This window comes from Caldanaerobacter subterraneus, assembly GCF_004345675.1.
In the GTDB taxonomy this organism is placed as follows: Bacteria; Bacillota; Thermoanaerobacteria; order Thermoanaerobacterales; family Thermoanaerobacteraceae; genus Thermoanaerobacter; species Thermoanaerobacter subterraneus.
The window spans coordinates 44,781-69,170 of record NZ_SLWU01000016.1 but is presented as its reverse complement, the minus strand read 5'-3'; the positions used below and the strand labels follow the sequence as shown (position 1 = coordinate 69,170).

25 protein-coding genes and 5 pseudogenes are annotated in these 24,390 nt (G+C 34.1%); 20 read left to right on the top strand and 10 right to left on the bottom strand.

The features are described 5' to 3' along the window. Positions 1-334 precede the first annotated feature (334 nt). Positions 335-2,053 (top strand): annotated as a pseudogene (locus EV203_RS14235) (ABC transporter ATP-binding protein). Positions 2,054-2,149: 96 nt separating this feature from the next. Here the strand turns inward: EV203_RS14235 and EV203_RS08420 are convergent. Together EV203_RS08420 and EV203_RS08415 are read right to left on the bottom strand one after the other, a co-directional pair. Next, positions 2,150-3,369 (bottom strand): annotated as a pseudogene (locus tag EV203_RS08420) (IS256 family transposase). Between the two features lie 63 nt (positions 3,370-3,432). Further along, a pseudogene (locus tag EV203_RS08415) lies at positions 3,433-3,669 on the bottom strand (transposase); the annotation flags it as partial. Between the two features lie 395 nt (positions 3,670-4,064). Here EV203_RS08415 and trpS point away from each other — a divergent pair. Further along, entirely contained in the window at positions 4,065-5,105 is a 1,041-nt protein-coding gene (gene trpS / locus EV203_RS08410) for a tryptophan--tRNA ligase (RefSeq protein WP_009610189.1), read from the top strand. Positions 5,106-5,435: 330 nt separating this feature from the next. Here the strand turns inward: trpS and EV203_RS08405 are convergent. Beyond that, positions 5,436-5,801, bottom strand: a pseudogene (locus EV203_RS08405) (transposase); the annotation flags it as partial. 315 nt (positions 5,802-6,116) lie between these two features. Between EV203_RS08405 and EV203_RS08400 the strand changes: the two are divergent. From EV203_RS08400 to EV203_RS08350, 10 genes and pseudogenes are all read left to right on the top strand, one after another. Further along, positions 6,117-6,455: a DUF3796 domain-containing protein gene (locus tag EV203_RS08400; RefSeq protein WP_043884064.1), complete on the top strand. Its 339-nt coding sequence runs from the start codon at positions 6,117-6,119 to the stop codon at positions 6,453-6,455. 318 nt (positions 6,456-6,773) lie between these two features. After that, positions 6,774-6,917, top strand: a pseudogene (locus tag EV203_RS08395) (ATP-binding cassette domain-containing protein); the annotation flags it as partial. A 28-nt stretch (positions 6,918-6,945) separates the two neighbouring features. Further along, positions 6,946-7,476 (top strand): hypothetical protein, encoded by a 531-nt coding sequence (locus tag EV203_RS08390; protein WP_043884065.1) that lies wholly within the window; start codon positions 6,946-6,948, stop codon positions 7,474-7,476. Positions 7,477-7,491: 15 nt separating this feature from the next. After that, a complete protein-coding gene (locus EV203_RS08385; RefSeq protein ID WP_043884066.1) occupies positions 7,492-8,223 on the top strand; it encodes an ABC transporter ATP-binding protein in 732 nt (243 codons plus the stop codon). Next, a complete protein-coding gene (locus tag EV203_RS08380) occupies positions 8,204-9,397 on the top strand; it encodes an ABC transporter permease (RefSeq protein ID WP_207910875.1) in 1,194 nt (397 codons plus the stop codon). The genes EV203_RS08385 and EV203_RS08380 overlap by 20 nt, the downstream gene beginning before the upstream one ends. A gap of 159 nt (positions 9,398-9,556) precedes the next feature. Next, a complete protein-coding gene (locus tag EV203_RS08375; RefSeq protein WP_132040035.1) occupies positions 9,557-9,985 on the top strand; it encodes a PQQ-binding-like beta-propeller repeat protein in 429 nt (142 codons plus the stop codon). Further along, complete coding sequence (locus tag EV203_RS08370) at positions 9,888-10,643, top strand: outer membrane protein assembly factor BamB family protein (protein ID WP_165911594.1); 756 nt, start codon at positions 9,888-9,890, stop codon at positions 10,641-10,643. The genes EV203_RS08375 and EV203_RS08370 overlap by 98 nt, the downstream gene beginning before the upstream one ends. 201 nt (positions 10,644-10,844) lie before the next feature. After that, complete coding sequence (locus tag EV203_RS08360) at positions 10,845-11,744, top strand: CPBP family intramembrane glutamic endopeptidase (protein ID WP_243700634.1); 900 nt, start codon at positions 10,845-10,847, stop codon at positions 11,742-11,744. Between the two features lie 15 nt (positions 11,745-11,759). Then, positions 11,760-12,515, top strand: coding sequence for a DUF429 domain-containing protein (locus EV203_RS08355; RefSeq protein WP_132040027.1), 756 nt, complete (start codon positions 11,760-11,762; stop codon positions 12,513-12,515). Between the two features lie 36 nt (positions 12,516-12,551). Further along, a complete protein-coding gene (locus tag EV203_RS08350) occupies positions 12,552-13,493 on the top strand; it encodes an alpha/beta hydrolase (RefSeq protein ID WP_132040025.1) in 942 nt (313 codons plus the stop codon). Here EV203_RS08350 and EV203_RS08345 read toward each other — a convergent pair. After that, positions 13,479-14,426 (bottom strand): AEC family transporter, encoded by a 948-nt coding sequence (locus EV203_RS08345; RefSeq protein ID WP_132040023.1) that lies wholly within the window; start codon positions 14,424-14,426, stop codon positions 13,479-13,481. The two genes, EV203_RS08350 and EV203_RS08345, sit on opposite strands and share 15 nt — an antisense overlap. 257 nt (positions 14,427-14,683) lie before the next feature. Between EV203_RS08345 and EV203_RS08340 the strand changes: the two genes are divergently transcribed. From EV203_RS08340 to EV203_RS08330, 3 genes are all read left to right on the top strand, one after another. Then, positions 14,684-15,403 (top strand): SurA N-terminal domain-containing protein, encoded by a 720-nt coding sequence (locus tag EV203_RS08340; RefSeq protein WP_132040021.1) that lies wholly within the window; start codon positions 14,684-14,686, stop codon positions 15,401-15,403. A gap of 242 nt (positions 15,404-15,645) precedes the next feature. Then, positions 15,646-16,110: a hypothetical protein gene (locus EV203_RS08335; RefSeq protein WP_243700633.1), complete on the top strand. Its 465-nt coding sequence runs from the start codon at positions 15,646-15,648 to the stop codon at positions 16,108-16,110. 229 nt (positions 16,111-16,339) lie between these two features. Continuing rightward, on the top strand, positions 16,340-16,654 hold the full coding sequence (locus tag EV203_RS08330) for a hypothetical protein (RefSeq protein ID WP_132040017.1): 315 nt from the start codon (positions 16,340-16,342) through the stop codon (positions 16,652-16,654). 169 nt (positions 16,655-16,823) lie between these two features. Here the strand turns inward: EV203_RS08330 and EV203_RS08325 are convergent, their stop codons facing one another. From EV203_RS08325 to EV203_RS13840, 4 genes are read right to left on the bottom strand one after another with little or no spacing between them, the layout of a single operon-like run. After that, positions 16,824-17,618: an ABC transporter ATP-binding protein gene (locus tag EV203_RS08325; RefSeq protein WP_132040015.1), complete on the bottom strand. Its 795-nt coding sequence runs from the start codon at positions 17,616-17,618 to the stop codon at positions 16,824-16,826. Beyond that, positions 17,618-18,208 carry a hypothetical protein gene (locus EV203_RS08320; protein WP_043884077.1) on the bottom strand — a complete coding sequence of 197 codons (591 nt, stop codon included), beginning with the start codon at positions 18,206-18,208 and terminating at the stop codon, positions 17,618-17,620. Before EV203_RS08320 ends, EV203_RS08325 begins: the two co-directional genes overlap by 1 nt. After that, complete coding sequence (locus tag EV203_RS08315; protein WP_011024876.1) at positions 18,201-18,557, bottom strand: GntR family transcriptional regulator; 357 nt, start codon at positions 18,555-18,557, stop codon at positions 18,201-18,203. Before EV203_RS08315 ends, EV203_RS08320 begins: the two co-directional genes overlap by 8 nt. Positions 18,558-18,566: 9 nt before the next feature. Continuing rightward, entirely contained in the window at positions 18,567-19,157 is a 591-nt protein-coding gene (locus EV203_RS13840) for a hypothetical protein (RefSeq protein WP_243700632.1), read from the bottom strand. On the opposite strand from EV203_RS13840, the gene EV203_RS13835 reads away from it, so the two are divergent. The 5 genes from EV203_RS13835 (at position 19,156) to EV203_RS08295 (ending at position 22,932) form a co-directional block, all read left to right on the top strand. Then, a complete protein-coding gene (locus EV203_RS13835) occupies positions 19,156-19,341 on the top strand; it encodes a hypothetical protein (RefSeq protein WP_243700631.1) in 186 nt (61 codons plus the stop codon). The genes EV203_RS13840 and EV203_RS13835 overlap by 2 nt on opposite strands. Positions 19,342-19,446: 105 nt before the next feature. Further along, positions 19,447-19,680, top strand: a complete 234-nt coding sequence (locus tag EV203_RS13830; protein ID WP_243700630.1) for a hypothetical protein — start codon at positions 19,447-19,449, stop codon at positions 19,678-19,680. 221 nt (positions 19,681-19,901) lie between these two features. After that, a complete protein-coding gene (locus tag EV203_RS08305; protein WP_011024879.1) occupies positions 19,902-20,942 on the top strand; it encodes a M42 family metallopeptidase in 1,041 nt (346 codons plus the stop codon). Next, on the top strand, positions 20,933-21,952 hold the full coding sequence (locus tag EV203_RS08300; protein ID WP_132040011.1) for a M42 family metallopeptidase: 1,020 nt from the start codon (positions 20,933-20,935) through the stop codon (positions 21,950-21,952). The genes EV203_RS08305 and EV203_RS08300 overlap by 10 nt, the downstream gene beginning before the upstream one ends. Then, entirely contained in the window at positions 21,949-22,932 is a 984-nt protein-coding gene (locus EV203_RS08295) for a M42 family metallopeptidase (RefSeq protein ID WP_022587137.1), read from the top strand. Before EV203_RS08300 ends, EV203_RS08295 begins: the two co-directional genes overlap by 4 nt. Positions 22,933-22,977: 45 nt before the next feature. Here EV203_RS08295 and EV203_RS14105 read toward each other — a convergent pair whose 3' ends face one another. Both EV203_RS14105 and EV203_RS08290 read right to left on the bottom strand, forming a co-directional pair. Continuing rightward, positions 22,978-23,106 (bottom strand): hypothetical protein, encoded by a 129-nt coding sequence (locus EV203_RS14105; protein ID WP_022587136.1) that lies wholly within the window; start codon positions 23,104-23,106, stop codon positions 22,978-22,980. A gap of 164 nt (positions 23,107-23,270) precedes the next feature. Then, positions 23,271-24,359 carry a VIT1/CCC1 transporter family protein gene (locus EV203_RS08290; protein WP_132040009.1) on the bottom strand — a complete coding sequence of 363 codons (1,089 nt, stop codon included), beginning with the start codon at positions 24,357-24,359 and terminating at the stop codon, positions 23,271-23,273. Positions 24,360-24,390: the final 31 nt, after the last annotated feature.

Below are 24,390 nucleotides of genomic sequence, written 5' to 3'. Positions count from 1 at the left end.
GAAGAACGTAAAAAAGAAATAATTGTGAAACAGTCCATCAAGAAATTAGAGGCATTAAGATTAAAAGCCACCGTGGAGAATGCAGTGTAAGGTTTATGCACAATTTAATACAATGCCTCATAATACCTATAGAGTAATTCTTTTAAGTGGAATACTATAGGGTTGTATAGTTATTGTTTTTTGTCTTTTTTAGCGGTGTTTTATTTTCGGGGTAGATAGATAAGAAATGATAATAATAAGCCATGAGATGCTTTTGTTGTGATGAGAAAATTAAAGAAAAACTAAGATATTAAGAGAAAATAAAAGATAATAGAGGGAGTGAGGTGTTGTGTAAATGGAGACGATAAAGAAATATATCTTAAAATACAAATTTTTAATTCTGATAAACGCTATACTTATAATTTTCGTGTCAGCCCTTAAAGCCCTGCAGGCAATACTTTTTAAAATAATTGTTGACACATCAGTTGGAAATTTAAATTACAGCATTTCTACGTTAATATGGTATTCGGTAGGGTTTTTGATAGCGGTATTTACAGCTGAGACCTTGTCAAAGGCAGCTTCAGCAGCTTTTAATAAAAAAGTATTGATAGACTACAAGCAATCCATCATAGAAAGTTTCATAAATTCTAAAAGAAGGAAAATTACAAGCTCAGAATTGATATCTTTACTCAGCAACGATGTGAGAATGATAGAGAGTAATTACTTAACAAGCCTCATTAACATTATGTAAGACGTTTTACTATTTATCGTGTCTTTATATCTAATACTTCGAATAAACGTTTATCTCACTATAGTCATTTTCATTTTTGGCTGGGTTCCAGTGATTGTGCCTCAGCTTTTCACAAAAATAAATCAAGAGTTAAAAGGACAGTACCTTAAAAAGCTTGAGAGGTTTACCAACAGGATAAAAGAGTTGGCTCAGGGATTTGAAGTAATAAAAGCTTTTAACATAGAAAATAAAATTCTCAATATGGCATCAAAAGATAACAAAGATGCAGAAATGGCGGGGTATAAATCCGACGCATTTCAAGGATTTCAAGGGGCTTTGTCTATTGTGTCAGGATTTGCAATGTTTTTTGTGAATATTCTTGTAGCCACATATTTGGTTTTAAGAGGCTACATAACAGTAGGTTCTATGATTGCCGCTGTACAGCTTATGAACTACATAGTAAATCCTTTAATTTCTGCATCTTTGTATGCTACAAAGATAAAATCTGTTGAAAAAATAGCAGATAAAATCCAAAAAGAAATAATAGACGTAAGCAAAGAGGAAGTCTCACAGGGAGATAAACCTTTTGAATTTAGAAATTCCATAGAAATCAAGAACTTAACCTTTTCTTACGATGGGAAGAGGAATGCTTTGTCAAACATAAATATAAAGCTTGATAAAGGCAAAAAGTATACATTAGTTGGAGAAAGTGGATGTGGGAAGACCACACTACTTAGAGTCTTATTAAATCACATTACAGATTATGAGGGGCAAGTGCTAATTGGCGGAGTAGACATAAGAGAATTTGACCCTGCCTCCTATTACAGGAAAGTTAGTATTATACAGCAGAACGTCTTTATGTTTAGCGACACATTAAAGAATAACATTTGTCTGTATAGTGAATGCAGTGAAGAGGAACTTAATGAAGCATTGAGACAATCTGGTTTAGTTCAGGTTGTTGAGAAACTTCCCAAGGGACTCGATACAATAGTAGGAGAAGGGGAAGTAGAGCTATCGTGAGGAGAGAGACAGAGGATAGCAATTGCAAGAGCGTTAATCAAGAAAGCTGAAATACTGCTTATAGATGAAGCTACGGCGGCTTTAGACAAAATTACGGCAAGCGATATAGAGAGGACACTTATAAATTTAGATGCGACAGTGCTTGCTGTAACACATAAACTAGACCCGGATATACTTAAAAGATATGATGAAATATTTGTGATGAGAGATGGGGAAATCATTGAAAGAGGCACATTAGATGAGCTATTAGAAAAGAGAGGATATTTCTATTATATGTATAATTATGGGATTGATGAGAAAGAAACAGTAGAGGAAGCTGTATGAAAGGATTCAAAATATAGCATTGAAGCAACTTACAAATGGTTGCCGACAAAAGCAAGTATCTATGAAAGAGTAATAGAGAAGTTAAATGGAGACTTGTCAAGAATTTTGTGTCTGGTTAAAGTAACGTAACTGGAAAAGTTGTTGTATTTCATAGATATAGCCATTTATCATTGGAACCGGTTTTCTCCATTTTGTTTGTTTTAAATTTTTTCTCTGGAGATAAATATTAATTTCAAGGACCTCAACGGAATTGAAATATCCACCCGTTTTTATGCGGATTTTCTTAATCAGGCTGTTGACACTTTCTACAACATTAGTGGTATAAATATGTTTTCTTAAGGATTCAGGATATTTAGTAAAGGCTAAATAATACTCTGCTTTTTCCATAAGGAGATTCATATAACGGCTGTATCTCTCTTTGAATATATTACAAAGATTTTGAAATTTTTCTAAAGCCTCATCAAATGAAGAAGAGAGCTTTATTTTGTTGAGTTCTTTGTTGAATTCTGCAGCATCGGCTTTGGTCATGGATTTACGAATATTTCTTTGAAGATGGACAAAACAGAGCTGGTGGTCAGCATAAGGATATACAGCCTTGACTGTTTCAATTATACCTGGGAAATCATCACTGACAACTATTAAAACTTTTTTAAGTCCACGGTTTACTAGATCTTCGAAGACTTTATTCCAGTCGGCTCTGTTTTCTTTGCCGAAGAAGGTGTACAAGCCAAAGATATCTTTTTTGCCTTCCATGTCAATACCAAGGACTATGTAACAGGCAGCTTTTTTAACTTTTGAGCCATCTTTAATTTCACAATGGTAGGCATCAATTATTAGAGCAAAGACAGCTTCAGGCAATTCTCTTTGTTTAAAAAGATCCAATTCGCTTTTAAGGTCATTTTTAATCTTATTGAGTTCCTGTTCAGAGTAAGGCAGTTGAAGGTTTTTGAGGGTGTTTAGGAGAGAAGATTCTGAGTAACCATTAATAACAAGGGACATAAGAAGTTCAGTATATGATTCATCAACCCTTTTAAAGGTTTGAGGAGGATGTTAGGTCTAAACTCACCTGTACGAGTTCTTGGGACAGATATTTCTAAGTTACCTACATGAGTAGCAAGTTTTCTGTTGTAAAAGCCGTTACCTTTATCATTATCATTTTTCATGAGATAGATTTCACGTTAAGAATAAACCAATCAAGTAAATCTTCAAGGAGTTTCTTTAAAACAGGGGGGAAGGATCTTGAGCAGAGCAGTATTGGTTTAAGACTTTTTCTGAAGCCTGTTTTTGACTGTTTCGTAGTAGTTATTTTTATCCATTATTACCAATCTTCCTTACAATTTCATTATACATCAGACACAATTTTATTTTAACATCCAGGATAATTTGACTTGATTTTGAAAGATAGAGGTCAAATAATCATGAGAGAACTCATTAATAAAACGGCAGAAAGTCCAATAAGAAGGAAGATGAGAATAACCCTTACGGCCAGGACTAGAGGAAGGGAATTCAGGTATTGAAGACAAGTCTAGATTTTTAAGCATAGAAGAATAGAAATCAATTTTAGACTGAGAGGTAAAGAGTTCAGGTATATTTAAAAGTAATTGAAGCTGGTACATGTAAGATTTCCTTCTCCTTAAAAAATATTTTCATGCGGTATATATAATAATTCGACAAATGGTAGGGGAAATCCTACATAAAAGATAAAAAATTCAAGAGTGATAGGGAAAAAGTATATCTGTAGAATGGCTTAAATGAAGGCTTTTGAATTTTGCACAAGTCTAGATACATCTATAAAACAGAGGGATATTCTAACTTTTATTTTCTTTCAGTAACTTTATATTATAAAAAATCTTTATTGTTGTATTTTGGATACTTTGTTGATACAATTTTTATATGAAGATTTCATCCTTTTAGGAGGTATTTTTCTTGTAAGAATATTGTACTATAGAAGATTGGAGTCCTCAATTTTCATTTAAGTTTACAAAGTGGAATAATTAACAGGAGGGATAGAATGAGAAAAATAATATTGACAGGCGATAGACCTACTGGGAGACTACATATTGGCCATTATGTAGGCTCTCTTAGACAAAGAGTTGAATTGCAAAATTCAGGGTTATACGATATGATATTTATCATGATTGCTGATGCTCAGGCACTCACTGATAATATAGATAATCCAGAAAAAGTCCGTCAGAATATTATTGAAGTAGCTTTGGACTATCTAGCATGTGGCCTTGATTCTACTAAGTCCACGCTTTTTGTTCAATCTCAGATTTCAGAGCTTTTTGAGTTATCCTTTTATTACATGAATTTAGTGACTGTATCACGATTGCAAAGAAATCCTACAATAAAGATGGAAATAAAAATGAGAAATTTTGGAAAAAACATTCCTGTAGGATTTTTTACCTATCCCATTAGTCAAGCTGCGGATATAACTGCATTTAAAGCAACAACGGTGCCTGTCGGTGAAGACCAGCTTCCAATGATAGAACTAACAAAGGAGATTGTTAGAAAATTCAATTCACTATATGGCAAAGTTCTTGTAGAACCTGAAGCATTACTGCCAGATAATAAAGCTTGCCAGAGACTGCCTGGAATTGATGGAAAGTCAAAAATGAGCAAATCCTTAAATAATTGTATCTATCTATCAGATACAGCAGATGAAGTAAAGAAAAAGGTTATGAACATGTACACAGACCCAAATCATTTACGGGTTGAGGACCCAGGTAATGTAGAAGGAAATCCGGTATTCACTTATTTAGATGCTTTTTGCAAAAATGAGCATTTTTCACGTTATTTTCCAGAATACAATAATCTAGATGAACTAAAAGAGCATTATACTAAAGGTGGGCTTGGCGATGTAAAAGTAAAGAAGTTTTTAAATGCAATTTTACAGGAAGAACTTGAACCAATCCGCAAGAGAAGAGCTGAATTTGCGAAAGATATTCCCGAGGTTTATAATATTTTGAAAAAGGGAAACTATATGGCAAGAGAAGTTGCAGCAAACACATTAGCAGAAGTAAAAAGTGCAATGAAAATAAATTATTTCTAAGATAAGAAATTAATTAATACTCAAATAAAAGGTTTAGTTGATAGGATCTATAAAGCCACCTAATCATGGTCAAGTCCAAATTTTTGTGTAAAATCCCCTGGTTAGTTGTTAGAATATGAATGTTCTTTATCACCACCGTTCAATTCATTGTACTGCTTCCGCCCCATGGTGTCAAGGACGGGCAAAAACCCGGCGTAGCGTATCCTTGACACCATGGGGCTCCAGCAGTTATCAAAAACTAATGGTGGTGATAAAGATCATTTTATTGAAATAACCTTATCCTTTGATTTTTTTGAAATTTCTTTTTGCCACTCGAAATACTCAGTCATATCTAGATACTTCCCCCCCTGAAGCCCATTTTTCATCTTGTTCCATTAGTGCCAACAAAAGGGCCTGCTCACTTCTCTGGTAACGGTTAAAAAGGTCAGTGGTAAATTTGCCATTGCGGAGTCTTGGAACTCTTAAGGTGAGAGTTCCAACTCTGGTAATTAAACTTCTTGAATAATAACCATTACGATAATCCTGTCTTTCTTCTGTCCTTTCATAAGGTTCAGCTTTAACTTGTTCAGTAGCCTGAGCTGCTAAAATTTGATTAAGTACAGACTCTAATAATTTAGCTAACTTTTCATCTTTTGTTCCTTTTACAAAAAGGTAATGCAAAATTTCAGAATCTATGGTAATATTGTATTGAGCCATTTCCTATCCCTCCGGTTAGATTTTTTGGTTCGTTTCTATTTCTATTCTAACCAGGGGTGGGGAATGGCTCAACTCCTTTTTACACAATTATATAGACTTAACTAATTGTTTTCTATTTACCTTTTCATTTTAGTTTAGCCAAAAAGCAGAACCAGCAAAAAAATTGTTATAGTATGTCCTAATGTATTTGCAGTATATTTTTTTATCAATTTTTCTTTTAATTTCAAACCATCTTTCTTATTGCGAAAAATATTGGTAATTTGGTATAATTTTAACATAAGATTATAATTGTGCAATGTTAGGAGGGATTATTGTATGAAAAAATTATTTTGGTTGTTAGGCTTTCTCGGTTTTCTTGGCTTTTTAGGATTTTTTAAATCTTATATGTATTTTGCATTTTTTGCTTTTTTCTCTAACTTTTTTACTAGTCGATATATTAACATCCCACAAGATAAACAACTTCAAAACAAAATGGCAGAAGCTCATTCGATCAGTTTTGTTGTGACTAGTTTTTTCTTATCATTCATGTTAATAATGCTTATATTAAACGTAAGTTATGAAATTTTTAAAGCTACATTTTGCATTGTTTTTGCTTTAATTTTTATTATAGATTCGTACTTACTTTATAAATACACAGGAAGTAATCAAAAATAAAACTCAGACCTCTGTTTTATCAGCCTATAACAGAATTATCAATTGGTACATAATTAACCTATGGGAGATGAAAAGAAATTACTCCACTACCTGCTGCAATATTTTTATGATTTGGATTACGCTTTAACTGTTAGAAATATAAAAAGGTAATAGGGTATAACTATGTTAAATTTACGTTAAATTTTACTGTAGATTGGAAATAGAAGAAGGATTTTAGGGAATTTTGTAGAATTTATAGTATTGTGTTCCAGTAGTTGTTTTTTATTATAGTTTGAGAGATTATAATTTGTATAAATTTTGCATAAACGGAGGTCGCAGATGGATAGTGTGCTTTCTGTAAAAAATCTAAAAAAGTATTATGGCAAGGTAAAAGCAGTTGATGGGATCTCTTTCAAGATGTATCCTGGAGAAGTTGTAGGGCTTATAGGTCCAAATGGTGCAGGTAAAAGCACTACTTTAAAGATTTGATAGTGAGATGGGAGTGAGAGCTATGTCGAAAGAAAGAGAATATTATTACATAGGAAAGAGAAGAGGTGCTGATATATGGAAACTTATACTTAAATATGGTGTACTTTCAGCATCTCATTTTGAAGTTCGATTTCCTGATGACCCAACAATGACACTTTCTGAAGGGAAAGAAGAATTTCTTGGGCTACCTGAAGTTTTTGTGGAGCCATGGAGCGGTATGAAGGGAGCTATTGCTGTAAAAGGGGAGATGACAAAAGAGGCAAGAGAATTATTCTTACAAATTATAGAAACTGGAAGAATAAGGCTTTGGGATTTTATACTTTTTAGAGATGGAAGGAAAGTTCTATCAGTTTCAGATTTTGATGATCGCATCGTGACGGAGAATTTTGCTAAAGAATTTATGAAAAAACTCTTTCTTACTTGGTTTGAACCTATTCCAGAACCGGAAATTAAATCAGAGGGAATTTCAAAAGATTTTCTTGAAGAAGTCCGTCAGGCGATTCAAGAAGCATTATCTAAATTGGTACTAGACCTAGAAAATGATAAAAATTGAAGGTGAGGGGTAATTTTGGTAGAAGTTATTGGACTTACTAAAGTGTTTAAAAACATAAAAGCAGTAGACAATTTAAGTTTTAAAGTAGAAGAAGGAGAAATATACGGACTTTTAGGTGAAAATGGTGCAGGCAAAACCACAACTTTAAGAATGCTTGCAACAATGCTTAAGCCTACAAGTGGAACAGCCATTATAAATAGGAAAGACTTAATAAAAAAACCAGAAGAGATAAGAAAAGAAGTTGGAATACTTTTTGGAGGAGAAAGCGGTTTATATGACAGGCTTACTGCAAGGGAAAATATACTTTATTTTGCAGAGCTTCACGATATGGATAAAGAGGAGGCAGATAAAAAAATTGATATATTAGCCCGTAAATTTGATATGACTGAATTTATTGATAGACCAGCAGGTAAGCTTTCAAAAGGAATGAAGCAAAAGGTAGCAATTTTGAGGTCAATAATACATGACCCTAAGGTGATGCTTTTTGATGAGCCAACGTCAGGACTCGATGTAGGTTCAGTAAGAGAAGTGCACGACTTTATAAGGTTTTGCAAAGAAGAAGGAAAGACAATTATTTTCTCAAGCCACAGCATGTCAGAGGTAGAAAAACTTTGCGACAAGATAGGTATAATACACAAAGGAAAACTTATAGAGGAAGGGACTATAAAAGATTTAAAGGAGAAATACAAAACAGACAATCTTGAAGAATTATTTATGGAATTGGTAGGTGAGAAAATTGAAGTTTAAGCATGTATACATAGTTTTGAAAAAAGAGCTAAAGGACATTTTTAGAGATAAAAAGACATGGATTGTTACAATTTTACTTCCTGCCTTGTTTATTCCTATAATGATGTACATAGTAATAGGTGGAGCAGAAAGCATATCAGAACAAAAAATAAGCGAGACAAAAATAGCAATTATAGATGAAGGAAATAATGCAAAATTTATAAATTATTTAAAATCGACAGGAATAAGTATAGTAACGGGTTTGCAAAATCCCAAAGAAAGTCTTGAAAAAGGCGATATAAGGGCAATTGTAGTTATACCTTCTGATTTTGATAAAAATATAGAAGAAGGCAAGAACGCTGATTTAACAATTCAGGTAGACATGTCAAATATGAAATCTTCAAATGCAGAGAATATGATAAGAGGTCTTATAAAAGAATATGCGAATAATATTGTAAAAGAAAGACTTATAGCAAAAGGGATAGATCCTAAAATATTAGATCCAATTGAAGTAAAAACTGAAAACATAGCTTCACAAAGTAAAATGGCAGGTTCTTTTTTAGCATTCATTGTACCAATGCTTTTGACTTTATGGACGGCAACAGGAGGTATGGGAGCAGCTGTTGATTTGGCAGCAGGTGAGAAAGAAAGAGGTACGTTAGAACCTTTACTTACGACTTCTGCATCAAGGCTTTCTATAATGGCAGGCAAATACTTAGCTGTAACAACCATGGCACTTATAAGTGCTATTGCTTCACTTTTGGGACTTTTTGCTTCCTTTTCTTTAAATAAAGATATGGCATCTTTAAATGCCGATTTTAGGTTGAGTACAACGGCAATAGTTGTCATGTTCGTGGCTGCCTTTTTTACAGCATCAATATTTGCTGCACTGGAGCTTGCTTTAAGTGCATATGCAAAATCTTTTAAAGAAGGGCAGACATATATTTCACCTTTAATGTTTATTGCAATAATTCCGGCATATTTGGTGATGTATAAAATGCCAAATGAAATACCTATATCTTATTTTGCAATACCTGTATTTGGGACTATTTCAATATTTAAAGAATTACTTTATGGAATTATTAATATGACACACATAGGGATATTTGTATTTTCATCAATAGTATATGTGGCTATTAGTATATATATAGCAGCACTAATGTTTAAACAGGAATGGGCACTATTTAGAGTGTAAAAACTTTTTTATGATTAAAAATGCAGGGGAAACCCTGTATTTTTTCTTTTTAGTATATAATGCCATTTTGCGTTGGAAGTACTCGGTAATCAGATTTAAGAATTTTTTAATAAATTTTGACACTTAAAGAGGTATAATGGAAGGTAGGGAGGGTGGGAGATGGGAAAGTTTAAATTTACTCCTTTAACTTTTATGATAGCAGTATTTACTGTGGTAGTTTTAATAGGCATTAGTTTGTTTTTACTTAAAGTTAATATGCGTTCCCCTGTTTGGCCAGTGTTTCACTACAATGCCCAACGTACAGGCCAGTGCCTTTATAGTACATCAAATAACAATGGCAAATTAAAATGGAAGATACAGCTAGACGGAGGTAGAGGGACAATATCATCACCTGTCATTGGGGCAGATGGAACTATTTATATTGGAACAAGCAAACATTTATATGCGGTTAACCCTAATGGAAAGATCAGATGGAAATTTAAAACAGATTTTGGCGATATTTTTTTCAACTCCTGCTATTGGAACGGATGGAACAATTTATTTAGTTTCTGGAAATTTATATGCCATAAAACCCAATGGAAAACTTAAATGGGAATTAAAATTAGGGACTCTGGCTGTTTCTTCGCCTGTTATTGCTTCAGACGGCACAATATACGTTGGAACATTAGGGGAGAATGAGGCAAATGAAGATGTCTCTTATCTTTACGCAATTAGCACAGATGGTAAAATTAAGTGGAAAAGTAAAGTATCTGGGAGGATTCTTTCCTCTCCTGCAATTGCAACAGATGGGACAATCTATGCGGGTTCAACTGTAAGTTTTTATGCAGTCAATCCAAATGGTACTCTCAAGTGGAGAATTGATATAGGCGAAGGCGTTATTTCTACTCCAGCTGTGTCTCAGGATGGGACGGTTTACGTAGGGTCAGATGGATTATACGCAGTTGAACCTACTGGCAAAATTAAATGGAAATTTGAAACGCGTAACGGGATTTTTTCTTCACCTGCTATTTCCTCAGATGGTACTATTTATGTGGCAGATGGAGGTAATATATTTGACAAAAAGCAGAAAGAAGAAAAAAATAAAAATATATGTGCTATTGATGCTGACGGAAAATTAAAGTGGAAATACACGACAAATAGCTCGGCAATTGTCTCATCACCTGCTATTCCAAAAGGAGGAACAGTTTATATAGGTGGGACAGATGGCCATGATGTTTTATATGCAATTGATTTAAGCGTAGGTTGAAGTGGAAATTTAGTTTATATGATGAGGTGTATTCATCTCCAGCTATTAGAAGAGATGGTACAGTGTATATAGCAGATATGGTCCATTATTTCTATGCGATAGTAAAGTAATTGATAAAATAAATTTCTCTTGTTTTTTGCTCTAAATTTGTATATTATGGTAATAGATTACTTGTACATTGGAGGGATTGCCTTGAAGAAAATGTTTGTAAATAAAAACGGGCAAATGCGTTCGGGATGGAAAATTGCTATTTTGATAGCAGGAACTTTTGTCATTACATTGTTACTTGCGTTTTTAGCTTTTTTAATAATTGGTTTGATAGGTAAGTACTCAGAATATACAATGCATAAATTGCTTCTTTTATTGATGGTGGGAGAAGAGCGATTTTATCTTTTCACTACTATAAGTTTTTTGTCTACAGTAATCATGATAACTTTAATGCTAAAATTTATAGACAGGAAAAGATTTAAAGATATAGGCTTTATTTCTATAAAAGAGGGTTATAGGAACTTAATAGCAGGCTTTTTTATTGGAGCTTTTTCCATTGCAATAATTGTTTTGATACTTTACATAATAGGGGCTGTAACAATCGAAAGAAATAGTAATATAAGTGCTTACTATTTACTTGGTGGCATGTACGCTTTTATTCTTGTGGGTTTGGAAGAAGAGCTCATGAGCAGAGGATATTTTATAAATGCGTTAAACCAGATGGAAAGGCCGTGGGTTTCTGTTTTGATTTCTTCCATTATTTTTTCATTTATGCATATTCTAAATCCTAATATAGTTTTTCTTGGGCTTTTAAATATATTTCTTATAGGTGTTTTGTTTTCCTATATGTATCTAAAAACAGGGAATTTATGGATGCCGATTGGATATCACATATCATGGAATTATTTTCAAGGTTACATATTCGGGTTTAATGTAAGTGGCAATGCTATAAGAGGTATTTACAATGCTTTTCCGAAAAACAATTTTCTCTCTGGTGGGGACTTTGGACTAGAAGGTGGAATAATTGCTACTCTTGTTATTTTAATTACTTTTTTAATACTGTACTATTATTTTGAAAGATACAGGAAAGTGCAAGAAGTAGAATTGGGATAAAAAGAAGGGATAGCAGTGAATATTGACGAAAGAGTTTTAGGTATAGACGGTGCTTGTGGCGGATGGGCTGTAGCTACTTGTAAAAATGGGAAGGCTTTTGTGCAATTTTTTAAAAAAATTGAGGATGTATGGTATTTTTACAGGGATAAATTAGAACTTGTTCTTATTGATATTCCCATTGGTCTTCCTCATTCGGAGAAAAGGTATAGAAGCTGTGATGAAGAAGCAAGGAAATTTCTTGGGCATCCTCGCTCTTCCAGTATATTTTCTCCTCCCTGTAGAGAAGTTTTTGAGGCCAGAGATTATAAAGAGGCACTAGCTATAAATAAAAAGATTTTGGGGAAAGGGTTGTCAAAACAGGCCTGGAATATTATTCCTAAAATAAAGGAAGTGGATGAATTTATAATTAAAAATCCAGAAGCAGTTAAATTTCTAAAAGAATCTCATCCAGAGGTGGCTTTTAAAGGATTAAAAGGTGAGGTAGCAAAATTTAGTAAAAGAGATGAGGAAGGGTATAAAGAGAGAATGGAGTTTTTAAGAATACTTTTTAGAAAGTTTGACTGTGAGATAGTTGAAGATAAAATTAAAGGCTTAAGAAGAGACGATATAGTGGATGCTTTGATTTTACTTGCAACAGGGCTTTTGGCTATTAAGAAAGAGGGAGATATATGCTCTTTCCCTACAAATTTTAAAGAAAAAGACCTTTTAGGGCTGCCAATGGAAATTTTCTTTGTAAAATTTAGCAGGTTAAATGAAATTTTTATAGAATAAATATTATGTAAAAGAAGTTTAAAGAGGGGGAGCAAGATGGCAGAGAATTTTGACGGTTTTTCTATAAAAGGGGAGGATGGGGCAGATATATATGTTCATTTGTGGGAGCCGGAAGAAATTTACAGAGGTATTATTCAGATATTTCATGGAATGGCTGAACACGGGGGAAGATACCAAAATTTTGCCCGTTATATGAATGAAAAAGGATTTGTAGTATGTGCCGATGACCATAGAGGTCACGGGAAAACAGCAGGGAGCCTGGATAATGTAGGTTACATAGGAAAAGATGGCTTTAATAAGATAGTAGAAGATGAATATCTGATAATGAAGTTTTTGAAAGAAAAATACGGAAATCTTCCCATTGTCATATTTGGACATAGTTTTGGATCTTTTGTGGCTCAAGAGTTTATGATAAGGTATGGCAAAGAAGTTAATGGCGTTATATTGAGCGGTTCCTCTGCAGTTAAGGAATTGCCTCTTAGATTTGGTTATGCTTTGGCTTTTATTGAGAAAACACTTTTTGGTGAGAAAAAGAGGAGTAAAGTTTTAGATAGACTTACATTTGGAAGCTATAATAAAAGGATAAAGGGCGATAGCTTGAGCAAATTTGAGTGGCTCTCAACAGATAAAGAAGAAGTTAAAAAATATGAAGAAGACCCTTACTGTGGGGGCGTCTTTACAGCGGGATTTTTTTATTATTTCTTTAAAGGGCTATTAAATATATATAAGCCTCAGAGGTTAGTTAAAATACCGAAGGATTTACCTTTATTTATTATTTCAGGAGAAGAAGACCCTGTCGGTGAATATGGTAAATTGGTAAAAAGGCTATATGACCTATATAAAGGTATAGGTTTAAAACAGGTTGATATGAAGCTTTATCCGGGGAAAAGGCATGAACTCCTCAATGAAGTTGGGAAAGAGGAGGTTTATAAAGATATTCTCACATGGATTGAAAAGAAAGTATTAAATTATTCTTAATAACACCATGTAAAAGGGCATTATGATAACGCTTAATATTGTTGTATATGTAATCATACTTGTGGCAAATTCATAATCTGCCCCGTAAACTCTCGCTATAATTGCTGAATTTACAAGTACAGGCATTGCTGACATTATGACAAATACATCCCTCATAAGCTTTGGCACAGGGATGAATATGTTTAGAAGCAATACAAATGCAGGAGTTATTAAAAACCGCCCAATGAAAACTAGAATGGCATCTTTGTCAAGTTTAAATTTATCAGAACCCATTTCATGAATGACTATGCCAATGTAGAATATTGATAAAGGAGTAGTGAGATTTCCAATCATTCTAAAGCTTTCAAAGAGAAATTTTGGAAGAGAAATATTTGCAAGCACAAAAATTACTCCTATTATAAAACCTAAAAGAGGAGGATTGAATATTCTCTTTGCAGTATCCCAATTTACTACATTTTTTTCTTTTTCATTCACATCTCGTATAACGCTATAAACTCCTAAAGTCCACAGTATTGTTGTATTTGCCATGTAGTATAAAAGGGTGTAAGGTGTTGCTATATCTCCAAAAAGAGCTTGAGCCATAGGAAGACCAACAAATATAGTATTTGAAAGGGAAAATATCACTACAAACACGCCTTTTCTTCCCTTTTTTATTTTAAAAATGCTAGCAAATATGTAGGCGACAGCATAGGATAGAAGGATAGATAAAAATGGAATCAAAAGCCCTCTTACTGAGTGTTCTAGTTGTTCTTTAGAAAAAGTTGTAGAAATGTTTACAATCATATTAAGAGGTAAAGATACATTAATTACAAGCTTTGCAAAAAGTTCTGATGTTGATTTGTCAAACCACCCTATTTTAGATAGATAATAACCAAGCACCAGTATGAATACGATTATAAGAACTCCCTGGACTGCAGAGAAGAAAGTTTCCATCAAAAGAGCCTCCTTGTAGGAGAATGAGAAGAACAGTCGGGCTTATTTATTAAGGATAACACAAAGTAGTGAAAATTTCAAATAACTTCAAATCTACCTGTGTAAAATGGGGAAACATATTTTAATATAAAGAAAAAATGAAAGCAATGTATGGGAATTAGTAAAAATTTAATAATTTGTAACCAATTTGTAGTATCTGATAAGCGAAATAAATGGTATAATGTTAGTAGGATTTATTATCTGGAGGTGTGAAGTTAATGAGAAAAACAAAAATATTTTTATTAATCACTCTTGCCATTGTTTTGTCACTTGGTGTGGCGGGATTTGCGTTGTCAGTTTCAAATGCAAACGACGATTCAAATAACTTGCAGTTTGATAAAGTTATTGAAAAGATAGGCAGCTTTTTAAAAGAGAATAAGAGCGTTTTAAAAATAAATGAGGGTGATGTAATTGCAAAAGTTAATGGAATACCAATATACAAAAATGAATTTGAACTGCGCAAAGGATTGACGTTAGCATCAGGGGAACAGATAAGCGATATAAATAATTTTGTCTTAAATAAATTGGTAAGAGAAAAAGTAGAAGAATATCTTGCTATGAAGTACAATTTAAAGGTATCCGAAGACGAAATAAATTCGTATATTGAAAAAGAAAAGCAGAAATTCAAAGAATATCCGGAAGCAGAGAGGAAGCTAAAGGAATTGATTTCTAAAAGCGGCATGACGCAAGAGGAATACTGGAATGTTTATGAGAAATACAATGCGGAAAGGATATTGCTTTTTGGTAAACTATATAATCTAATAGTAGACCAGGGAATTAAAAAAGGTGAGTTGAAAAAAGCAGATAAAATGACTGTAGAGGTGCAGAATGAATACAAAAAATATTTTGACAGTGTAATACACCAATATGTAAAAAATGCTGAAATATCATTTAGTGAAAAATATAGAGATGTGTTTAAAAACTTTAAGATAGATTGATTTTAATATTTTTGTGATGTCCACTAAATTGAATCTTAGTACAATATTTGGTACAAATGGGGTATTGAATGCTCGGCTGGAACATGAAAGATCTTTAAAAGTAGTAATTGGAGGTAAAATAAGGTGAAAATAAGATATTTTTTGTTTTTATACTTGGATTAATAATTGGTATACTGATATCCCGAGGATTTACAAAATATGAATCTAAGAAAGTAGTGTCTCAAAATACACAAAACATTGATTTGGCAAATCCAATTTCTCAAGTTGAAATTTTGAAACAATTAAAGAAAAGTCCATCTTTTGATATGTCACAAATACCAGTGTATGGTTCTGATATTTATGGAGGAATATGGAGAGATTATTGCGTTGATTCTGTTTTATTTGATGATTGGAAATTACCTAAAGTGTGGCAAAAATATATTTATTCTCAAGATGATAAAACAGACCCTACATCTATTAACAATGATTCCAAGGATAAGTTTTTATACATCACACTTCAAGGAGTTGTCTTTTTATATTTTCCACCTGACGGTAGATATTGGCCGCCTGTACCTATGTTTGGTGATATACCACCTAGTTCTGTAATAGTTGCGCAACATGTTCCTATAAAACCTGCTGTTGAGTCGGGTATAATACCTGTATATCATGGGCAAGCATTTATTGAGAGTTTTAATTTGCCTGAGGAAGGGAGAAAGGTATTAAAATAGGCTAAAAATATATTGAAAAAATTTAATGAAGATAACTATATTTAAGTCTTAAAAGGCAGGAGAGGAGAATGAAAAAATTTTTTATAATACTATTGCTCTCTGTGGCATTTTTGCTGGTATATGTTTTTATCCTCGGAATGGAACTTTTAACAATCTAATTCTTTCCCACTATTCTGGCATATCCTTTAGTGATGCTACTATAATAAAATATCAAGATAACGATTTTGAAATGAGAGTAATAAAAAATCCGAATAAAATAAAAGAAATACTAAGGTATTTTAAAAATTTTGATTTAAAAGAAGACAATGGGAAAAACTATGATTACTGGAAAAGTGGCTATTCAATTAGCTTTGAAGGGGAGAAAGATTACAAAATTTATACTCTCACTATAAGCATCGCAAAGGATACTCCTCGCATTTTAGATATTTCTCCTGACGTAATTGAGAGACGTTTATTTTTATATGTCAGCCATAATACGTATGAGATATTAAATGGGGAGGTAAATTTCGAGTATATAGAAGAACTGTGGAAATTGGGAGAATAAGAAAACCTCAAAAGGTTAAATTACCAAAAAAAGCGGTTTGCTTTATGGGAAAGTTTCCAAAGCAAACCACTAATATTTTTTATGCATTTAAAAATCAGACAAAAGGAACCGTCCCCTTTTGTTTGCTTTGTTTGTTAGGGGGACAGGTTTTTGTTCTATTACTGTCCCCTTAGGTTTTTAGGTAGCCTACGATTATTTGATTTAGACGAGGATATTCGCCTATATCTTCTTCGGTTTGTACTAAAACTTCGTTATTCATCACTGCAATTACTTTTGCCCCTTTTATGTTTTCGTTTAGACTAACTATTCTGTGCTTTTGTTTTGCCTCATCTATTGAGTCTGTATAGAGTATTTTCCCATCTTTTATTATAGCAAAACTTGTTGCGTATTCTTCTAATTCAAATATTTCATGGGATGAAAGAAGTATTGTGCCTTTTTTCTCATTGACATACTGCTTTATAATTTCAATTAGTTCAAATCTTGTAGCTGGGTCAAGGTGCTGTGTAGGTTCATCAAGTATTATGAGTTTTGCATTTGTTGAGAAAGCCAGAATTGCAAGTATTAGAGTTTTTTGACCTCTTGAAAATTTTTGCATTTCATCATTTAGATTGAATCCATATTTGGAAAGAAAATTTTTAAAAAAAGTATCGTCCCACAAAGGGTATAATGTTTTGTACATTTTGTAGTAATCTGCTAACTGTAAATTGCTAAAGACCTTTCTGTGTTCTGTGACGAAGGCTATATCCTTTTTTATGGAGGGGTGAAAAGGCTTTTCAAATATGAATATTTCACCAGAGTCTTTTTTCATAGCATTCATTATGCATTTTAATGTTGTAGTTTTTCCTGCGCCATTTGGACCCACAAGTGCCATTATTTCTCCTTCCTGTACTTTAAAGCTGACACTTGAGAGTATTTGTTTCCCATCTATTTGTTTGCTTAAATTTTTTACTTCTACTACATACATTAATTTTCACCACCTTTTATTACATATGACCAATAACCCAAAAAGGAGATTAGAGAAGAGTATATAAATGACAAAACCAAGTTTCCCTGTCTAGTAAAGCTTATTAAGCTGTAGGGATTAAATAGAGTGCTGTTTATATTCGGGCTGCCAATATATCCAAAAATCATGTCTAAAAGCACTATCAGTACGCTCCAGACAAGGCCGTCCATTTCAAATCCTGAAAAGGTCATTTGAAGCCCAAATATTGCAAAGAGAAGGATTAAACTTTGTAAAATTATTTTTAATTTGTCTATTAAAGTAATACCTACAAAGATAGCAGAAATACTGGATGTTGCAATTACAATTAGGCTCAAGAAAATGAGATTATAGAAAAACAATTCCTTTCTGGAAAAAGGCAGAAAATATAGAAGTTCTGCGTTCTGGTGCCTTATATCGTATACTATAAAGCTGGCAGAGAAAAATAGCAAAACTATCGTTTTTATGAATATCCCCGGTATAAGAAGAAGAAAAGTAAGGAGAAATATTCGTACAGCTTTTTCTTTTACTTCTTTTTGTATATACACGTCCATTTTACTTATCATTTCATTCATTTTTCCAGACCTCCTCAAAAATTAACATTGCTGTATAGTAGTCTATCCGGCCATTTTTGAGCTTTGACACACATTCTCTTATTATCTCTATCACTTCTTTGTTTACATCAATGTCTTTTTTTACAAAATAGCCGACTCCCTGCTCTGATTCTATATACCCTTCGTTTTTGAGTTTTTCCAGTGCTTTTAATACAGTGTTTATATTGACATCGAAAATTACCTGCAAATCTCTTACGGAAGGTAATTGAGCGCCTTTTTGGAGATTTCCCAATAAAATTTCGGATTTTATCATGTTTACTATTTGTAAATATGCAGGTACTCCACTGTGTTTATCAACTTTTCTTAACATCTTTTACCCTCACTCTTTTACAAGTTTTATAAAACCGTGAGTTTTTATTTCTACAGGAGCGTTATTTTTGTTAATAACTCTTGCTAAACCGCCATCGCTGTCAATTAATAAGTTTCCCCTCTCATTTGAGGAATTCAAAATTTCGATAATTCCATTGAAACCTGAAGAACTTATTTTAAAGTCCTTAAATTTTGCAGAGGTGTGAATATTTATTCCCGAAGAATTGATAGAAATTTTATCAAAATATAATTCTCCAGACATGTTAATGCCGTCTGCATCGATATTTAAATTTTCTCCGCGCAGTTTTCCGGTCAGGTTCAAGCCGCTACAGTGGATTGAAGTTTCTTTTTCTGAGGTTATGTCAGCATTCATTTTAGCGCCATTGCAATTCAGTGAGAAATCTTTTAAGTCAGCTTTTCCAGTGATTTTAATTCCTGAACAATTTATCTTAAGGTTTTTTGGGGAGAGGGTTCCCACTTTTATTACATAAGTTACGTTTTTTTGGCTTAGTTCTGATAAAATTAAGTTTTCTCCCTCTTTTTTCACGACAAAATCAGAAGGAATTTCAATAGTGTTAGTTTTTGTAAATTCTAATTCCATGCCTGAATATGTCGAAATTTGGATATTTTGTACGTCTTCTAGAGGTATTTCTGTATCAGGAAGTACTTTTTTATCTAAGCGATTAATAACGACGTCTCCTGAGGAGTTAGAAATATCTATTGGAGGTATGTTTATATTTATCTGCGGCAGGGTACCTGTGGCGATTTTTAAGATGTTAGAATAGGTCCAAAAACCTACAGGTATTGCTAAAAGTCCCAGAGCGATTATTATAAGAAAAAATATGAGAATAACTGTCCCAAGAGGAGAGAGAGTTTTTTTGAGAGGAAAAATGCTCAGAAGTAGCACAAAAGCCAAAGCGAGAAAAAGTACTTTCAGTGAAATCCAGGGTAAAAACCAGGCGATTAAGGCAAAAGCTCCTGATGCTGCTATTTTTGCGATAGAGCTCTCTTTTAGGGTTTTTAGCAAAGGTATATTTGAAGCCTTGTCTGAAAATAAAAATGCTAAGCCTCCTACTACAAGTGTAAAAGATGCTAAAAACGCGATTGTTTCAATTAGATTTTGATGCATATGAAATGACCTCCCAAGTTTTATACTGTTATATTATAATATAACAGTATAAAACTATTTTGTCAAGGGGGTAGAGTTGATTTTTTTAAAATATCTTTAGAAGACGAAAAATTGGAGAAGGATTTTAGAGATTTATGTAGAAATAATAAACTCAGGAAGGGCAAAAGCAGAATTTTACCACTTTGTTTAATAAAATTAGATGGGAAGGGGTAGAAAATGGATTATAAGGAGCTGTTAAAAAAGCTTAGTGAAAGTCACGGGGTCTCCGGACATGAAAGAGGAATTTATCAGCTTTTGAAAAAAGAATTTGAAGAGATTTCCGATGAAGTTCTAGAGGACAATTTTGGAAATTTAATTTTTAAAAAGAAGGGTTTAAAGGGCAAGTATAAGGTGATGCTGGCAGCCCATTTGGATGAAATAGGGCTTATGGTGAAAGATATTGATGAGAAAGGATTTATAAAATTTACACCGGTTGGAGGAGTGGACCAAAGAACCCTTCCTTCTCAAGAAGTCATAGTGCACGGTAAAAAAGAATTATTGGGAGTTATAGGGAGTAAACCGCCTCATCTCTTATCCTCCGAAGATATGGAGAAGGCAATAAAAATAGACGATATGTACGTAGACGTAGGGCTTCCGAAAGAGGAAGTAGAGAAGCTGGTAAGCATTGGAGATATTATAACTGTGAAAAGGGAGTTTAGAGAACTTTTGAATGATAATGTTTCAGGAAAGGCTTTAGACGATAGGGCAGGGGTTGTGGTGATGGCAGTATGCCTTGATGAACTAAGGAAGATGTACCATTATCACGACGTGTATGCTGTAGCTACTCTTCAGGAAGAGGTGGGGGTAAGAGGAGCTATAACTTCTTCTTACAATATTGAACCTGACATAGCTATAGCGATTGATGTGACTCATGCGAAAGCGAGGGGAGTTAGCCGCGACATAGAGATAGGGAAAGGGCCTGCGATTGGGAAGGGGCCTAATATTCATCCTGCTGTATATAAAGGGCTTGTAGATATAGCGAAAAAATACAATATAAATTATCAGATAGAGCCGCTTCCTGGGCATTCAGGCACTGATGCATGGGCAATCCAGGTGTCAAAAAAAGGAGTTCCTACAGGGCTTGTGTCAATACCTTTGAAGTACATGCATACTTCTGTGGAAACTGCTAATATGAAAGACATAATAGAAAGCGGCAGACTGCTGGCACACTATATTGCCAATCTGCCTGAGGAATTGGAGGGACATTTATGTTATTAAAGGAGTTAACTGAGCTTTTAGGTGCTTCTGGAGATGAAAAAGAGGTAAGAGAGAAGATAAAAGAGATAGTTAAACCTTATGTGGATGAGCTTTATGTGGATAGAATTGGGAATTTGATAGCCTGCAAAAAAGGGAAAAAGGAAAAGCCAAAGGTGATGCTGGCTGCTCACATGGATGAAGTTGCTTTAATGGTGAAGTCTGTAAATGAAGACGGGACATTAAGTTTTTCTCCTGTGGGCGGAGTTGACAACCGTATTCTGGTAGCCAAAGCAGTAAAGGTAGGGGAGAAGAAGATAAACGGGGTAATAGGTGCAAAACCTATACATCTTCAGAAAAAAGGAGAGCAGGAAAAACCTCTTGACTTTGATGAACTCTATATAGACATTGGAGCAGCATCTAAAGAAGAAGCTTTAAAGCACATTTCACCCGGTGACTATGTTTACTTTGAATCAAATTTCGAGATTTTAGGGGATGGCTATGTTAAGGCAAAGGCTTTGGACGATAGAATAGGCTGTAATGTATTAATAGAAATTTTGAAAAATACATATGAATATCCTGTTTGCGCGGCTTTTTCAGTGCAAGAAGAGGTTGGTTTAAGAGGAGCGGGTGTTGCGGCTTATAATGTAGAGCCTGATTTTGCGATAGTTGTGGAAGGGACTGTAGCTGCGGATGTTGTGGATTCAGAGCCTCATCTGGTTTCCACAGAGCTGGGGAAAGGACCTGCAATTTCACTTATGGATAGAACTACTTTGTATGACAGAAAGATTATTGATAAGGTTGTCAGGATAGCAGAAGAGAATAATGTACCTTATCAGTTTAGGAGAATAGCGAGCGGTGGAAATGATGCAGGTAAAATACACCTTACAAAAGGAGGAATAAAGACAGTAGCTATTTCTGTGCCTTGTAGATACATCCATTCTTTCAACTCTGTAGCTAAGCTGAGTGACTTTGAAAATACAGTTAAGCTTGTGGACTTAGTGATTAAAAATATTGAGGAGGTATTGAAATGAGTGTGAATGTGGAACTTATAAAAAAGCTAACACAGGCTTTTGGACCTTCGGGAAGTGAGGAGAAGGTTTTTGAGATTATAAGAGAGGAAGTCAAAGGTTTTTGCGATGAGGTTACTCATGATGCGATGGGAAACATGATATGTGTGAAAAAGGGAAAAGGGAAAAAGATAATGGTGGCTGCTCATGCTGATGAAATAGGCATTATGGTTACGCATATTGAAGAGGAAGGCTTCTTGAGGTTCACAACGATAGGTGGCGTTTATGTAGAGCACCTTGTAGGAAGAAGAGTTAAGTTTAAAAATGGTACAGTAGGAGTAATTGGAGTAGAGCATTTGGAGGATAAAAAGGATTTTAAACTGGAGAAGCTTTACATAGATATAGGTGCAAAAGATAAAAAAGAGGCAGAAGAGCTTGTCAAAATAGGGGAGAGTGGAAGCTTCGTAGGAGAGTTTGTAGAAGCTGGAGATAGGTTAATTTCCAAGGCTTTTGACGACAGGATAGGTTGTTATGTGGCGATTGAAGCGCTAAAAAACGTGAAGACAGAAAATGAGCTGTATTTTGTTTTCACAGTGCAAGAAGAGGTAGGCTTAAGAGGTGCTACTACAGCCGCTTACAGTATTAATCCTGATTTTGCTATTGCTGTGGATGTAACTGCAACGGGAGATACTCCTAAAGCGAAGAAAATGGCGGTAGCTCTCGGTAAAGGTGCAGCAATAAAGGTAATGGACAGATCGATAATTGTGAGCCCTTCTGTGAGAGATATGATGATTGAAGTGGCGAAAGAGAACAATATTCCGTATCAATTAGAAATACTGGAATTTGGCGGTACTGATGCAGGAGCGATTCACCTTTCAAGAGGGGGAGTACCCTCTGGAGTGATTTCTATTCCCACAAGGTATGTTCACAGCGTTTCAGAGATGGTGGATAAGAAGGACGTAGAGGCAAGTATTAACCTCCTGATAAAAATACTGGAAAAATAAAGCAAAAGACCCTGCTTTTTAAGCGGGGTCTTTTTATTTATAGGCTTATGCACTTTCACTGGAGGTGCTATTTTTTGAATTTATAAGCCAGTTGACTATAAAAAATACAGCCACTATGAGGAGGACAAGCCCTGCTATGGCCCAAATGAGATTTTTTATGTTGAATTTAAACATTTTCTCCCTCCTCGGGAAGAGGTTAAAATTTATTGTTCTTATCTTCATTGTACAAGATATTTATGATAATATCAACTTTTTTTAAAATCAGACAAAGGGGACGGTTCCTTTTGTCTGAATTCTAAGTTGTTCAGATGAAAGGAACCGTCCCCTTTGTCTGGAGTTTAGGCGGTTATTCCAAATACCTTTTGTACCAGTGTTCCAAAGAGGTAAGATAATGCTGCTGCTCCAAGGCCTGTGATGACCATTTCTGTTATCTTTCCTTTGATAGATAGGCTTTCTGATGCTACAGATACCACAGTTCCCACTATGGAAAGGGCTATAGCCGCAAATATCACAGAAAATGCTAAAGCCAATAGAGAAGAGGAAGAGATAAAGAAATAAGGGATTACAGGGAATACAAGCCCTACAAGATATGCGATGCCTGTGTACAATGCAGATTTTACCTCGTTTTCAGTTATTTCTTCTGTCAAGAGATTTGTCATGGCCTCCTCATTATTGTTTAATTTTTCGGCTATTTCTTCGCCAACTTCCATTGGTATTCCTGAATCCTGCAACTTATTTAGAAATTCTTCTTTTGCTCTTTCTTTTGAAACTTTGAATAGTAGCTCCATTTTCTTTTTTATCCCTTCATTTACCTGTCTTTGAGACCTTACAGAAGTATATGCTCCTATTGCCATAGAAAGTGCTCCCGCTACTCCTACCACAAGGCCTGCAGTGCCTACAGTAATAGGATTTTTCGGATAAACAGCAGAAAGACCTGTTACAGTTCCTAGGATTTCTACAAGGCCATCGTTCATACCCATTATGAAGTCTCTTATGTTTTCTATGCTGATTTTATCTTTTTGCTGGCTAAATAATTTTTCATGTTCGAGCTCTTCTTCGATTATTCTCGAAAGAATCGCTTTTTCTTTATCCGACAAAGCGGCTTCTTTTAAGAATTTGAAGTAATATTCTGTAGTTGAGGTCTCATTCATTTCTAAAACTGTAACAAAAAGTTTACTTCCAAGCACTCTGCGGAGTATTTTGTAAGAAAATAATTTAATAGGATGAGTTCTTTGTTTAGGTATGTAGGCTTTTCGATCTTTTAAAAATTTTTCCCAAAAAGCTGCGTGTTCCTTCTCCATTTTTGAAAGTTTTTCAAATTCTTTTTTGATTTGCAGATTTTTTTCTATTTTAGAAAGGTATGAATAAAGCATATGTGCCTCGATTTCTTCGCTATAGAATTTGATGGCTTGGTCTAGAAAATCCATTTTTTAAGTCACCTCTCTTTGATTGTACACA

What these genes read in the sequence shown, in the direction of transcription:
- EV203_RS08330 (WP_132040017.1), top strand. Translation starts at nt 16,340, where the DNA reads ATGAGAGTAATAAAAAATCCGAATAAAATAAAAGAAATACTAAGGTAT.
- EV203_RS08320 (WP_043884077.1), bottom strand. Translation starts at nt 18,208, where the DNA reads ATGAATGAAATGATAAGTAAAATGGACGTGTATATACAAAAAGAAGTA.
- EV203_RS08400 (WP_043884064.1), top strand. Translation starts at nt 6,117, where the DNA reads ATGAAAAAATTATTTTGGTTGTTAGGCTTTCTCGGTTTTCTTGGCTTT.
- EV203_RS08360 (WP_243700634.1), top strand. Translation starts at nt 10,845, where the DNA reads ATGTTTGTAAATAAAAACGGGCAAATGCGTTCGGGATGGAAAATTGCT.
- EV203_RS08315 (WP_011024876.1), bottom strand. Translation starts at nt 18,557, where the DNA reads ATGTTAAGAAAAGTTGATAAACACAGTGGAGTACCTGCATATTTACAA.
- EV203_RS08305 (WP_011024879.1), top strand. Translation starts at nt 19,902, where the DNA reads ATGGATTATAAGGAGCTGTTAAAAAAGCTTAGTGAAAGTCACGGGGTC.
- EV203_RS13830 (WP_243700630.1), top strand. Translation starts at nt 19,447, where the DNA reads ATGCTCAGAAGTAGCACAAAAGCCAAAGCGAGAAAAAGTACTTTCAGT.
- EV203_RS08340 (WP_132040021.1), top strand. Translation starts at nt 14,684, where the DNA reads ATGAGAAAAACAAAAATATTTTTATTAATCACTCTTGCCATTGTTTTG.
- EV203_RS14105 (WP_022587136.1), bottom strand. Translation starts at nt 23,106, where the DNA reads ATGTTTAAATTCAACATAAAAAATCTCATTTGGGCCATAGCAGGGCTT.
- EV203_RS08290 (WP_132040009.1), bottom strand. Translation starts at nt 24,359, where the DNA reads ATGGATTTTCTAGACCAAGCCATCAAATTCTATAGCGAAGAAATCGAG.
- EV203_RS08350 (WP_132040025.1), top strand. Translation starts at nt 12,552, where the DNA reads ATGGCAGAGAATTTTGACGGTTTTTCTATAAAAGGGGAGGATGGGGCA.
- trpS (WP_009610189.1), top strand. Translation starts at nt 4,065, where the DNA reads ATGAGAAAAATAATATTGACAGGCGATAGACCTACTGGGAGACTACAT.
- EV203_RS08375 (WP_132040035.1), top strand. Translation starts at nt 9,557, where the DNA reads ATGGGAAAGTTTAAATTTACTCCTTTAACTTTTATGATAGCAGTATTT.
- EV203_RS08295 (WP_022587137.1), top strand. Translation starts at nt 21,949, where the DNA reads ATGAGTGTGAATGTGGAACTTATAAAAAAGCTAACACAGGCTTTTGGA.
- EV203_RS08345 (WP_132040023.1), bottom strand. Translation starts at nt 14,426, where the DNA reads ATGGAAACTTTCTTCTCTGCAGTCCAGGGAGTTCTTATAATCGTATTC.
- EV203_RS08325 (WP_132040015.1), bottom strand. Translation starts at nt 17,618, where the DNA reads ATGTATGTAGTAGAAGTAAAAAATTTAAGCAAACAAATAGATGGGAAA.
- EV203_RS08390 (WP_043884065.1), top strand. Translation starts at nt 6,946, where the DNA reads ATGTCGAAAGAAAGAGAATATTATTACATAGGAAAGAGAAGAGGTGCT.
- EV203_RS13835 (WP_243700631.1), top strand. Translation starts at nt 19,156, where the DNA reads ATGCCTGAATATGTCGAAATTTGGATATTTTGTACGTCTTCTAGAGGT.
- EV203_RS13840 (WP_243700632.1), bottom strand. Translation starts at nt 19,157, where the DNA reads ATGGAATTAGAATTTACAAAAACTAACACTATTGAAATTCCTTCTGAT.
- EV203_RS08300 (WP_132040011.1), top strand. Translation starts at nt 20,933, where the DNA reads ATGTTATTAAAGGAGTTAACTGAGCTTTTAGGTGCTTCTGGAGATGAA.